14 protein-coding genes are annotated in these 12,704 nt (G+C 50.2%); 10 read left to right on the forward strand and 4 right to left on the reverse strand.

The features are described 5' to 3' along the window. Positions 1–127: 127 nt before the first annotated feature. From proB to pgpA, 10 genes are all read left to right on the forward strand, one after another. Positions 128–1,267, forward strand: a complete 1,140-nt coding sequence (gene proB / locus CSW98_RS09800) for a glutamate 5-kinase (RefSeq protein WP_100800302.1) — start codon at positions 128–130, stop codon at positions 1,265–1,267. 10 nt (positions 1,268–1,277) lie between these two features. Further along, positions 1,278–2,528, forward strand: a complete 1,251-nt coding sequence (locus tag CSW98_RS09805) for a glutamate-5-semialdehyde dehydrogenase (protein ID WP_100800303.1) — start codon at positions 1,278–1,280, stop codon at positions 2,526–2,528. A gap of 37 nt (positions 2,529–2,565) precedes the next feature. Further along, a complete protein-coding gene (nrdR, locus tag CSW98_RS09810; protein WP_100800304.1) occupies positions 2,566–3,015 on the forward strand; it encodes a transcriptional regulator NrdR in 450 nt (149 codons plus the stop codon). Positions 3,016–3,024: 9 nt separating this feature from the next. Further along, a complete protein-coding gene (gene ribD / locus CSW98_RS09815) occupies positions 3,025–4,143 on the forward strand; it encodes a bifunctional diaminohydroxyphosphoribosylaminopyrimidine deaminase/5-amino-6-(5-phosphoribosylamino)uracil reductase RibD (protein ID WP_100800305.1) in 1,119 nt (372 codons plus the stop codon). A gap of 3 nt (positions 4,144–4,146) precedes the next feature. Further along, on the forward strand, positions 4,147–4,800 hold the full coding sequence (locus CSW98_RS09820; protein WP_100800306.1) for a riboflavin synthase: 654 nt from the start codon (positions 4,147–4,149) through the stop codon (positions 4,798–4,800). Between the two features lie 40 nt (positions 4,801–4,840). Next, positions 4,841–5,950 carry a bifunctional 3,4-dihydroxy-2-butanone-4-phosphate synthase/GTP cyclohydrolase II gene (gene ribBA / locus CSW98_RS09825; protein ID WP_100800307.1) on the forward strand — a complete coding sequence of 370 codons (1,110 nt, stop codon included), beginning with the start codon at positions 4,841–4,843 and terminating at the stop codon, positions 5,948–5,950. Positions 5,951–6,079: 129 nt separating this feature from the next. Continuing rightward, positions 6,080–6,550: a 6,7-dimethyl-8-ribityllumazine synthase gene (gene ribH, locus CSW98_RS09830; protein WP_100800308.1), complete on the forward strand. Its 471-nt coding sequence runs from the start codon at positions 6,080–6,082 to the stop codon at positions 6,548–6,550. After that, the gene (nusB, locus tag CSW98_RS09835) at positions 6,550–7,017 is read left to right on the forward strand and encodes a transcription antitermination factor NusB (RefSeq protein WP_100800309.1); all 468 of its coding nucleotides are present in this window, start codon (positions 6,550–6,552) and stop codon (positions 7,015–7,017) included. The genes ribH and nusB overlap by 1 nt, the downstream gene beginning before the upstream one ends. A 109-nt stretch (positions 7,018–7,126) precedes the next feature. Next, positions 7,127–8,119 (forward strand): thiamine-phosphate kinase, encoded by a 993-nt coding sequence (thiL, locus tag CSW98_RS09840; RefSeq protein ID WP_100800310.1) that lies wholly within the window; start codon positions 7,127–7,129, stop codon positions 8,117–8,119. Continuing rightward, complete coding sequence (gene pgpA / locus CSW98_RS09845) at positions 8,116–8,610, forward strand: phosphatidylglycerophosphatase A (protein ID WP_100800311.1); 495 nt, start codon at positions 8,116–8,118, stop codon at positions 8,608–8,610. Before thiL ends, pgpA begins: the two co-directional genes overlap by 4 nt. A 104-nt stretch (positions 8,611–8,714) precedes the next feature. Here the strand turns inward: pgpA and CSW98_RS09850 are convergent, their stop codons facing one another. The 4 genes from CSW98_RS09850 to xseB all read right to left on the reverse strand — a co-directional run bounded on the left by CSW98_RS09850 (position 8,715) and on the right by xseB (position 12,688). Continuing rightward, positions 8,715–9,329, reverse strand: a complete 615-nt coding sequence (locus CSW98_RS09850; RefSeq protein WP_198517322.1) for a peroxiredoxin — start codon at positions 9,327–9,329, stop codon at positions 8,715–8,717. 314 nt (positions 9,330–9,643) lie between these two features. Beyond that, a complete protein-coding gene (gene dxs / locus CSW98_RS09855; RefSeq protein ID WP_100800313.1) occupies positions 9,644–11,524 on the reverse strand; it encodes a 1-deoxy-D-xylulose-5-phosphate synthase in 1,881 nt (626 codons plus the stop codon). A gap of 21 nt (positions 11,525–11,545) precedes the next feature. Continuing rightward, positions 11,546–12,430, reverse strand: coding sequence for a (2E,6E)-farnesyl diphosphate synthase (ispA, locus tag CSW98_RS09860; protein ID WP_100800314.1), 885 nt, complete (start codon positions 12,428–12,430; stop codon positions 11,546–11,548). Positions 12,431–12,436: 6 nt separating this feature from the next. Continuing rightward, complete coding sequence (gene xseB, locus CSW98_RS09865; protein WP_100800315.1) at positions 12,437–12,688, reverse strand: exodeoxyribonuclease VII small subunit; 252 nt, start codon at positions 12,686–12,688, stop codon at positions 12,437–12,439. Positions 12,689–12,704 lie beyond the last annotated feature (16 nt).

The raw sequence follows: 12,704 nt of genomic DNA on the forward strand, positions 1-12,704 counted from the left end.
CTCTGATGAAATGACGGTTTCAGATTAAAAAGGCGCATCATGCGCCTTTTTCTTCTTGTGCAATCTTCTTCTGATTGTTAAAACAGCGTATCCTCTTTTATTCATCTTTTTAGTAATTCTGGTAATCATGACTACGAACCAAAACGGGAAGGTTTCACCTGCTGCGCAAACGATAGTAGTGAAACTGGGTACAAGTGTACTAACGGGCGGAACCAACCATCTGGACCGGGCTCATATGGTTGAGCTGGTAAGGCAGTGTGCGGAACTGAAAAAACAGGGCCACTCTGTGGTGATGGTCTCTTCCGGTGCAATGGCAGCGGGCAGAGAGCATCTGGATTACCCCGAACTCCCCAAATCAATGGCGAGCAGACAACTGCTGGCTGCTGTGGGCCAGAGTCAGCTGATTCAGGCGTGGGAATCGTTGTTTGCCATCTACGGGCTAAAAATCGGTCAGATGCTGCTGACCCGTGCGGATCTGGAAGACCGTGAACGGTTTCTGAATGCCAGAGATACGATTAATGCACTGGTGGATAACAATATTATCCCGGTTGTGAATGAAAACGATGCGGTTGCCACGGCAGAAATCAAAGTCGGTGATAACGATAATTTATCGGCACTGGTTGGTATTCTCTGCAGTGCGGATAAGTTGCTGCTGCTGACCGATCAGCCGGGATTGTTTACAGCTGATCCGAGAAGTAACCCGGATGCGGAATTGATCCGTGAAGTAAGAACCATTGATGCCACACTGCGTAAAATCGCCGGGGGCAGCGGGACTACGCTCGGAACCGGAGGTATGGCAACCAAACTGCAGGCAGCAGATATTGCCCGTCGAGCCGGAATTGAAGTGATCATCGCAGCAGGAAGTGCTAAAAATGTTATCGCGGATACTCTGAGCGAACAGCCTCCCGGCACCCGTTTTCTGCCGTTGGAAGATGCGCTGGAAAACCGTAAAAGCTGGATTCTGGCCGGGCCGATGGCATCCGGAGACATCATGATTGATGATGGCGCTGTTCATGCCGTGGTTGAACGGGGCAGCAGTCTGCTGGCCAAAGGGGTGACAGGGGTAACCGGACATTTTGAACGGGGCGAAGTGGCACGGGTACGTAATGCAGAAGGAAAGCTGATAGCAAAAGGTATTGCCAGCTATTCCAGTGTGGATTTAGCCAGGATCACCGGGAAACACAGTAAAGAGATTGGTACCATACTGGGGTATGAGTACGGATCGGAAGTGATTCATCGGGATGATCTGGTTGTTATTCAAGAATAGGAAACGAGAAATGGAATTGATTCAAATGGGGAAAGCGGCCAAAGAGGCGGCTTTCCATCTGGCAACAGCCTCTACGGCACAGAAAAATAAAGCACTGGCGATCATTGCTGATGAACTGGAAGCCAACGCGGATGTGATTCTTGCCGCGAATGCAAAGGATATTGAACAAGGCCGTTCTGCCGGATTAGGTGAAGCTCTGCTTGACCGGCTGATGCTGAATGTTGAGCGCCTGAAAGGTATTGCCGGTGATGTGCGTAATGTTATTAGCCTGAATGATCCGGTTGGCAGTGAGATCGACAGTAAGGTGCTGGAAAACGGCATGTCACTCTCCCGCCGGCGCGTACCTTTGGGGGTTGTCGGCGTGATTTATGAAGCGCGGCCGAATGTGACGATTGATATCGCGGCACTGTGCCTGAAAACCGGTAATGCCAGTATTTTGCGCGGCGGGAAAGAGACGTTTTTCTCCAATATGGAACTGGTGAAGGTGATTCAGTCGGCTCTGCAAAAAGCCGATCTTCCTGCGGCTTCGGTACAGTATATCGAAAAGCCGGATCGTGAACTGGTGTCTCAGTTGCTTAAGCTGGATGAATATGTGGATATGATTATCCCGCGCGGTGGTGCCGGTTTGCATAAAATGTGTAAAGAAAACAGCACAATCCCTGTGATTATTGGTGGTTTCGGCATCAGCCATATTTTTATTGATGAGAGTGCTGAACTGGCTAAATCGGTGGATGTGGTGGAAAACTCCAAGGTTCAGCGTCCGTCGGCCTGTAATTCACTGGATACCTTGCTGGTACATGAAGCTGTGGCTGCTGAGTTTCTGCCTATGCTGGCTGAACGTCTGAATGACCGGGTGAGTTTTGTTGCCGAACCGAAAGCCAGAGCGCTGCTCGGGAACGTAAAACAGATACGCGATGCCGTTGACGGTGATTTTGATACCGAATGGCTTGCTTATACGCTGGGGGTAAAAGTGGTGGCGGATGTAGAAGAAGCCATTGAACATATGCGAGTGCATAACGCCAGCCATTCCGATGCCATTATGACCAATAGCCTGCAAAATTCTGAGCGCTTTATTAATTCTGTTGGCTCGGCGGCAGTTTATGTGAACGCTTCAACCCGGTTTACCGATGGTGCACAGTTTGGTTTAGGCGCTGAAGTGGCTGTTTCTACCCAGAAGCTGCATGCTCGCGGGCCGATGGGGCTGGAAGAGCTGACCAGTTATAAGTGGGTAGGTAAGGCCAACTATCTGTCCAGAGCATAACCATTATTTATTGAGAGCATAATCATCCGGAGGTGACATGCATTGTCCATTTTGTTCTGAAAAAGACACCAAGGTAATCGATTCACGGCTGGTTGCCGATGGTCATCAGGTGCGCCGTCGCCGGCAGTGTCTGGCTTGTAATGAGCGTTTTACCACCTTTGAAATGGCGGAACTGGTGATGCCTAAGGTGATAAAATCCAACGGCAGCCGGGAACCGTTTAATGAAGACAAAATGGCGGGTGGGATGCACCGCGCACTGGAAAAACGTCCGGTGAGTGCCGATGCGATTGAACTGGCTATCAGCCATATTAAATCTCAGTTGCGGGCAACCGGTGAACGAGAAGTACCCAGTGAGATGATCGGTAATCTGGTGATGGATCAGCTAAAAGAGCTGGATAAGGTTGCTTATATCCGTTTTGCTTCGGTTTACCGTTCATTTGAAGATATCCGGGAGTTTGGTGAAGAGATAGCCAAACTGGAGGACTAAGGGAGAATGATGGAAAACCAGCAGCCTCAGTTCAGCACTTTTGATCACCGGATGATGGCGCGGGCCATTAAGCTTGCCCGGAAGGGGATTTATACAACGGCACCGAATCCGAATGTCGGTTGTGTGATCACCCGGGAGGGAGAGATTGTCGGGGAAGGATTGCATTACCGTGCCGGTGAACCCCACGCAGAAGTGCATGCCTTGCGCGCTGCTGCCGGAAAAACAGCCGGTGCGACGGTTTATGTGACACTGGAACCCTGTTCCCATTATGGCCGAACCCCGCCTTGTGCCGAAGCCCTGATCAAGGCTCAGGTGGCTCGGGTGGTGTGTGCTATGCAGGATCCTAATCCTCAGGTATCCGGACGTGGCATCCGCATGCTGAGAGAGGCAGGGATCGACGTGCAGGTCGGTTTACTGGAACAGGATTCGCGGGCGTTGAATCCGGCATTTATCAAGCGGATGCAGACGGGTATGCCGTATGTACAGCTGAAAATGGCGGCCAGTCTGGACGGCAGAACAGCACTGAAAAACGGTGTTTCCCAGTGGATTACTTCACCGGAAGCCCGGCAGGATGTGCAGGCATACCGAGCCAGAGCCGGCGCAATTCTGTCTACCGCCAGAACCGTGGTGGATGATAATGCGTCTCTGGCGGTGCGCCGGGATGATCTGCCTGAAGCGTTGCAACAGCACTATGCCGGGCAAGCGCTCCGCCAGCCTGTGCGCGTGATTCTGGACCGGCAGCATCAGCTCACACCGGAGCTGCGTCTGTATCAGGATGGCGGCGAGGTGGTGACGGTTTCTGCTCAGGGACAAAGCTCGCTGCTGGTCTCTCTTTCAGCTGATGGCCGGCTGGATTTGCATGATCTGTTACAGCAACTGGCACAGGTGCATAATATCAACCATATCTGGGTCGAGGCCGGAGCAACACTGGCGGCAGCGCTTATAGAGCAGGAGCTGGTGGATGAATTGATCCTCTATCTGGCTCCTAAACTGATGGGTGCCGACGGGCGGGGTGTCGTTAATCTGCTCGGACTGGAGCGGATGGAGCAGGCAGTCGATCTGGTGCTCAGCGATGTCAGAATGGTGGGTTCCGATATGCGGATCACCGCACAGATAAAGAAAGACTAAGTTATGTTTACAGGAATTATTGAAGCAGTAGGTACGCTTACTGCCATTACACCGAAAGGTGAAGATGTCTCTATTACCGTTGAAACCGGCAAGCTGGATATGTCGGATGTTAAACTGGGGGACAGTATTGCCACTAACGGTGTGTGTCTGACTGTGGTGGACTATGGAGCAAACCGTTATACGGCGGATCTTTCTCTCGAAACCTTGAAAATGACCGGGTTCACCCAATATAAGGTAGGAGATAAGGTCAATCTGGAAAAGGCTATGCTACCGACAACCCGTTTCGGTGGCCATATCGTTTCCGGTCATGTGGATGGCGTTGGTGAAATTATTGAGCGCAATCCGGTTGGCCGGGCTATCGAATTCTGGGTACAAATGCCGCAAGAACTGTCACGTTATGTGGCACAGAAAGGCTCTGTAACGGTAGATGGGATCAGCCTGACGGTGAATGGTCTGCGCAAGAATGCGTTTAAACTGACTATTGTGCCGCACACTTCAGAAGAAACGACCATGGATGCATTTCAGGTCGGACGCAAAGTGAATCTGGAGGTCGACGTTCTGGCTCGTTATCTCGAGCGTTTGCTGCAGGGGCAGACAAGCGCTGAACCGGAATCCAGACTTACAATGGAATTTTTACAGCAGAATGGTTTCGCATAGACGAAACGGTTCATGCTGCCAACAACAGGAAACAGACGCCATGTCAATCAGCACGCCGCAGGAAATTATTGAAGATATCCGTTTGGGTAAAATGGTCATTCTGATGGATGACGAAGATCGTGAAAACGAAGGCGACATCATCATGGCTGCCGAAAAGGCCACTCCGGAAGCGATTAACTTTATGGCGAAATACGGGCGGGGACTCATCTGCCTGACCATGACCAGAGCGCGTTGTGAAACTCTGGGTCTGCCTCCGATGGTGCAGGACAATAATGCCCAGTTCAGTACGGCGTTCACTGTGTCCATCGAAGCCGCTGAAGGGGTGACGACCGGTATCTCTGCGGCTGATCGTGCGAAAACCGTACTGGCGGCTGTTGCGAAAGATGCAAAAGCATCGGATCTGGTTCAGCCGGGACATATTTTCCCGCTGACGGCGCAGGATGGCGGGGTACTGACCCGTGCCGGACATACCGAAGCGGGCTGCGATCTGGCTCGTCTGGCTGGTCTGGAACCGGCATCGGTGATTGTTGAAGTGCTTAACGACGATGGGACTATGGCACGTCGTCCGGATCTGGAACGGTTTGCTGAAGAACACGGTATCAAACTGGGTACTATTGCTGATCTGATCGAGTACCGCAATAACACAGAAACCACCATTGAGCGGGTAGCTGAATGTAAACTGCCGACCGAATTCGGCGAATTTGATCTGGTGACTTATCGCGATACCATCGATAACCAGATTCATTATGCGCTACGTAAAGGTGAGATCACCGATGAACCTTGTCTGGTACGTGTACATCTGCATGATGTGTTCTCTGATGTGCTGCGTTCTAATCGTAATGCTGATCGCAGCTGGACACTGGATACCGCCATGCAGCGTATCGGCAGCGAAGGTGGCGTTATGGTGATCCTGGGTAATGAAGAGTCCTCAGAGCTGCTTATTCACCGGGTCAAAACGTTTGAACAGCAGGATAAAGGTGACGCTCCGGCAATGGCGAAAAAGCAGGGGACTTCCCGTCGTGTTGGTGTCGGCTCACAGATCCTGGCTGATCTGGGCGTTAAACGCATGAAGCTGCTTTCTTCTGCTTCTAAACGTTATCATGCCTTGTCTGGTTTCGGTCTGGATGTAGTGGAATATATCAGCGAATAGCGACCAGTATCTCCGTTACTGCTCGTATTTCAGCGCCGGTGTCAGCCGATTCTTTTCTAGATATCGCTCACAGAATTGTGCTAGAATCCGGCGATTCTCACTGAGTGAACATAGTTATAAGGAAAGCTTATGCAAGTGATAGAAGGTGGTTACCCGGCACCAAACGCAAAGATTGCGATCGTTATTTCTCGTTTTAACAGTTTTATTAACGAAAGTCTGCTGTCCGGTGCGATCGATACCCTGAAACGTCACGGTCAGGTTGCTGAAGATAACATCACAGTGGTGCGTTGTCCCGGTGCGGTTGAGTTACCTCTGGTGGCTCAGCGTGTAGCGAAGACTGAAAAGTTTGATGCTATCGTTTCTCTGGGGACGGTTATCCGTGGTGGTACGCCTCATTTTGACTATGTTTGCAGTGAAATGAATAAAGGTCTGGCTCAGGTGTCTCTGGAATACAGTCTTCCGGTTGCATTTGGTGTTCTGACTGTAGATACCATAGATCAAGCTATCGAACGCGCAGGAACCAAGGCTGGTAATAAAGGTGCAGAGGCTGCACTAAGCGCACTTGAGATGATCAACGTTCTTTCTGAAATCGATTCCTAATGGGGGCCAGTGTGAAACCAGCCGCACGTCGTAATGCACGTCAATTTGCTCTGCAAGCAATTTATTCATGGCAAATTACTAAAGAAAATGTTGCTACTATCGAACAGCAGTTTTTGTCTGGTGGTAAGTATGATGAAGAAGAGCATCATGCGACAGAACCTTCTCTTGCTGCACCAGAAACCGATGTAGATTATTTTCGTGACCTGCTGAGCGGTGTCGTATTAAGCCACACTGATCTGGACAGCAAGCTGCGTCCTTATCTGTCCCGTCCGATGCAGGATCTGGATATGATGGAGCTGGCACTGCTGCGTATGGCGATGTATGAAATGACTCGCCGTGACGATGTGCCTTATAAGGTTGTTATTAACGAAGCTATCGAGCTGGCTAAAGTTTTTGCCGCCGAAGACAGCCATAAATTCGTTAACGGTGTGCTGGATAAAGCCGCACCCCATGTGCGTAAAAAATAATTGAATTACGAGTAGAAAAGGTCGGCATTTGCTGACCTTTTTTGTTTCATCATATCCATTCAGATAGGCAGAAACTTTATCAGAATGGCATAGCAAGAAAAGAATCCATATGTCCGGTGAATTTAACCTGATCGAAAAATACCTTTCCAACCGTCAGCAGCAGCGTAAAGATGTTGATCTGGCTCAGGGCGATGACTGTGCGCTGGTACGCTGTCCGGATAATGTACGCATCGCTGTCAGCACTGATACATTGGTGGCTGGCACCCATTTTCTGCCGGATACAAAGCCGGAATGGGTGGCGCATAAGGCTCTGGTCTCTAATCTGAGTGATCTGGCTGCAATGGGGGCGACACCTGCCTGGGTTTCTATGGCTTTGACTATGCCGGAAGCGGATGAAGCATGGCTGAAATCGTTTACCGATGCATTCTTTGCTCTGGCCGATTATTACAGCGTTCAACTGATTGGCGGAGATACTACCAAGGGGCCTCTGAGTATTACTCTGACGGTACAGGGATTTGTGCCGCAGGATAGGGCGTTGTGCCGGGATGGGGCTAAAATTGGTGACTGGATTTATGTCACGGGTAATCTGGGGGAGAGTAAAGCCGGGTTAGCGGTGATACTGGATCCGGTATGCCGGGATAAACCGTTTGCCGATAAATTGGAAGAGCGTCACTATCATACAACGCCCCGGATCCTGGCGGGTCAGGCGCTGCTGAACCTGGCTTCTGCCTGTGTGGACATCTCAGATGGTCTGTTGGCTGATCTGCAGCATATCCTCAAGCGTTCTGCTGTAGGAGCTTGTGTGGATATTGATGCACTGCCACTTTCTGAACCCTTGATTGCCTTTTGCGGCAGCACGGAAAAAGCACAACAACTGGCACTGACCAGCGGGGAGGAGTACGAGCTTTGCTTTACGATTCCGGAAGCATTCCGTGGTATGCTGGAAAGTACGTTGGCACACACCGGAACACCGCTTACCTGTATCGGACAGATCCGTGCCGAAGGAACGTTTGAACTGCTGAAAGACGGCAATAGACTGAGTGAAGAGCAGCAGGCAAAATGGCAGCTACACGGGTATGATCACTTTGAGGGACAGGCATGAGTAATCCGCTGGAAAAACTTTCAATGTCTAATGGCTGGCACCTGCTGGCGACCGGTTTCGGCAGTGGTTTGTCGCCATTTGCTCCGGGAACATTCGGCACACTGGCAGCCATTCCGTGTTACCTTTTACTGGTACAGTTACCTCTGCCGGCTTATATCGCAGCGGTGGTCTTTACCTGTATCATCGGGGTGAAAATCTGTCAGAAAGCCTCTGATGCAATGGGCGTGCATGACCATGGCTCGATTGTCTGGGATGAGTTTGCCGGGCTTTGGATCACTATGCTGGTGATACCGGCTCTGGATTTGAATCCTTATAACTGGACATGGATCATAGCCGGCTTTGTACTATTCCGCCTGTTCGATATTCTAAAACCCTGGCCTATCGGCTGGGTAGATAAACGCGTTCACGGCGGTCTGGGCATTATGGCCGATGATATACTCGCCGGGATCATGGCCGCCGCTGTACTATGGGGAATAGTAAGCTTTATTTAAGCTCCCAGTAAGTAAGCCCCAGTAAGCTAATCTAATTTACAGCGATTAATTCCCACGCAACGCGTGGGAATTTCAACCCAAGGATAAGGGATAAAAGCGAGCAATTAACTCATGATTTCATCGATGGTAATGTAATCACCGACATGACCAGCCATTTTCTCAGCATCCGTATTAACAGGTAATGTTTTCTTACCCGGACGCCAGCCAGCAGGGCACACTTCTCCGGTTTTGGTTGCGTATTGCCATGCTTCAACCTGACGCAGGAACTCATTCACATTTCGGCCTACGGAGTCTGCCTGTACTTCCTGAGCCACACAGATCCCATCTGGATTAAACAGGAAACGACCACGCAATGCGACGCCTTCTTCTTCAATTAACACACCAAACATACGGCTAACTTCCTGATTGGAGTCAGCACCGATAGTCAACTTTAATCCTTTTAATAACGGTTCAGTTTCAACAAAGCGTTTATGTGAGAATTTTGAATCGACAGAGACAGCCAGAATTTCAGTATTCAGAGCCTGAAATTCATCATATTTGGCGTTCATAGCGGCTATTTCTGTTGGACAAACGAAAGTAAAATCAGCCGGATAGAAACAAACTACGGCCCATTTACCTTTGTAATCGGAACTTGATACGGTTGTAAAGTGGCCGGTTTTTGCGTCGAACGCATCCATTGTGAATTCTGGCATTTCGCGGCGAACCATTGTTGAACTCATGCTAACCTTCTCCGTTGTTGGTTCATTAGATGTTGTTGATTCTGGTTTTTTACTTTTAATGGGCGTTAAGCCCGTGTCACAACTCATATATTTATACTCCTTTATACCGTGCTCTTTATAAGCATATGCTAATAAAAAGTAGACCTAATCGTGGATAAATACAAATATTTTTCAGTAAATTTGTGATGTTTCAGGCGAGCTTGAAATCTCCAGAATATATCCGGAGCTATAGAGTATTTTTCTGTTTTTTCAGGTGATTTAAATTAAAGATATTTTCCCACGCAACGCGTGGGAAAAGGGAAGGATGTGTGTATTTATTTTAAATAGTTCCGGATGGCATTTTCTATACCTGCGGCATCCAGTCCGAGTACAGACTGAATTTCTGCCTGCGAACCCTGAGGAATAAAACTGTCCGGAAGCCCCAGAGTCAGTACCGGTTTTATCTGTTTGCCCCGCATCATAAATTCGAGAACGCCGCTGCCTGCACCGCCGGCTACCACGTTTTCTTCCAGCGTTACCAATACATCATGACTTTCAGCCAGCTCCCGGATAAGTGTTTCATCCAGCGGTTTTACAAAACGCATATCCGCAACGGTGGCATCCAGTTGTTCTGCGGCTTCCAGGGCATTGGCCAGCAGGGTTCCGAAGCTGAGAATGGCCACCCGGGTGTTTCCTGTCGGGGAAACAGAATGACGAACGATGCGGCCTTTACCAATCTCCAGAGCGGTCATGGTTTTCTGAACTTCTGCGCCGGTTGCACAGCCTCGCGGGTAGCGTACCGCACTTGGGCCTGTGTGCTTATGGCCTGTGTACAGCATCTGACGGCATTCATTCTCATCGCTCGGTGCCATAATCAGCATATTCGGGATACAGCGCATAAAGCTGAGGTCGAAAGCGCCCTGATGGGTCTGGCCGTCGGCACCGACAATACCGGCTCGGTCGATGGCAAACATCACCGGCAGATCCATAATGGCGACATCATGGATCAGTTGATCATAGCCCCGTTGCAGGAATGTCGAGTAGATAGCAACAATCGGATGATGGCCGCCAATAGCCATCCCTGTTGCCAGGGTGACGGCATGTTGTTCTGCAATGGCAACATCAAAATACTGATCCGGATATTCTCTGGAAAAGCGTACCATGCCGGAGCCTTCTCGCATGGCCGGGGTAATCGCCATTAATTTGGGATCATCGGCGGCCATATCACAGAGAAAATCGCCGAATACCTGAGAAAAACTCGGTTTACTGCCGGTACTTTTCGGCAGACAATTGTGTTTGGGATCGAATCTGGGGACGCCGTGATAGCCGATTGGATCTTTTTCTGCCGGTTCGTAACCTTTCCCTTTTTTGGTCATAATGTGCAGGAACTGCGGACCTTTCAGGTTACGCATGTTCTTCAGTGTTTTCACCAGTTCGTTTACATCGTGTCCGTCTACCGGACCGATATAGTTAAAGCCGAATTCTTCGAACAGAGTGCCGGGTACGACCATCCCTTTCAGGTGTTCTTCGGTGCGGCGTACCAGTTCTTTGATTGGCGGTACACCGGACAGCACTTTTTTACCACCTTCACGGATAGAGGTATACAGGCTGCCGGACAGGATCTGTGCCAGATGATTATTCAGTGCGCCGACGTTTTCAGAGATCGACATCTCGTTATCGTTCAGGATCACCAGCATATCCGGGTGGATATCACCTGCATGGTTCATGGCTTCGAAGGCCATGCCGGCGGTAATGGCTCCATCGCCGATCACACTGACGACTTTTCGATCCAACCCCTCTTTTTCGGCAGAAATCGCCATACCCAGAGCGGCACTGATCGATGTGGATGAATGGCCGACAGAGAGTACATCGTATTCACTCTCTTCCCGCCAGGGGAATGGGTGCAGGCCGTCTTTCTGACGGATAGTCGGCAGTTGATCCCGGCGTCCGGTAAGGATTTTATGCGGATAGGCCTGATGACCGACATCCCAGATCAACTTATCAAATGGTGTGTTATACACATAATGAAGCGCAACGGTCAGCTCAACGACGCCTAAACCGGAGGCAAGGTGCCCGCTGGACTGACTGACGGAATTCAGCAGGTAGGTTCGCAGCTCGCTGCACAAGCCCGGCAGTGCCTCTTTGGGCAGGGTACGTAATTCATCCGGAGTATCAGCAAGAGCCAGTGTCGGATATTTGGAAATATCAAGAGTCATAGATTGCGCTTTCTTATAGTGTTAATTCTTGCGCTCGACGACATATCGGGCGAACTCTTCAAGTAAATGTGTATTGTAAGGGATCGAATCCAAAGCATGAAGTGCCTCAAGTAAAAGAGTATGCGCTTTTTGCTTTGCACCTTCCAGACCGAGCAGGGCCGGATAGGTTGATTTATGCTGAGCTTCATCAGAGCCCTGCGGTTTTCCCAGTGTTTTTGTATCACTGACGATATCCAGAATGTCATCCTGAACCTGAAATGCCAGTCCCACGGCATCGGCATAGCGCTCCAGTTGCGGAAGAATCTCCAGTCCTTTTTCTCCGGCAGCCAGTGCTCCCAGACGAATGGCACATTTTATCAGTGCTCCGGTTTTATTCCGGTGGATATGTTCCAGACCGGCCAGAGAAACCGTACGGTTTTCTGCGTCCAGATCCAGAGCCTGCCCCAGACACATCCCCTGCGCACCGGATGCTTTTGCGAGCATTTGGATCATGGTAACCCGTTTACTCTCAGCCTTTGCGGATAATGAACCTTCCGCCAGAATGGTAAAGGCCAGTGTTTGCAGTGCGTCACCGGTCAGGATGGCGGTGGCTTCGTCAAACTGCACGTGGCAGGTCGGCTGACCGCGGCGCAGTGCATCATCGTCCATGGCCGGCAAGTCGTCATGGATCAGCGAGTAGGCATGAATACATTCAATTGCAGCTGCTGGTGTATCCAGCTCTTCTAAGGCGCAGCCGAGCATCTCACCGGTAATGTACACCAGATAGGGACGTACCCGTTTCCCGCCCAGCAACAGACCATAGCGCATGGCCTGAATCAACGGCTGTTCCTGCGGTGAGAAGGTATCCAGCCAGTGACTGAGTCGGGTATTATTACGCTCCTGATAAAAGGCTAGGGTGGCTACCATCAACTACTACTCTTCATCGGTCAGTTCGTTTTTGAATTCAGTCAGTTCTGCATTATCGTCTTCTGCCAGCAGAATGGAAACACGCTGTTCTGCCTCTGTGAGTTTAGACTGACCTGCTCTGGCTAAACCGATACCCCGCTCAAACTTTTTCAGTGCGTCCTCCAGTGCAAGATCACCATTTTCCAGCTGATTGACCAGCGTATCCAGTTCTTGCAGTGTATCTTCAAAAGACATGTTTTCAGGTTTTTTACCGGCCATGATTATTTTGCTCTCG

Origin of the sequence: Vibrio sp. HA2012 (assembly GCF_002812955.1) — a bacterium.
In the GTDB taxonomy this organism is placed as follows: domain Bacteria; phylum Pseudomonadota; class Gammaproteobacteria; order Enterobacterales; family Vibrionaceae; genus Vibrio.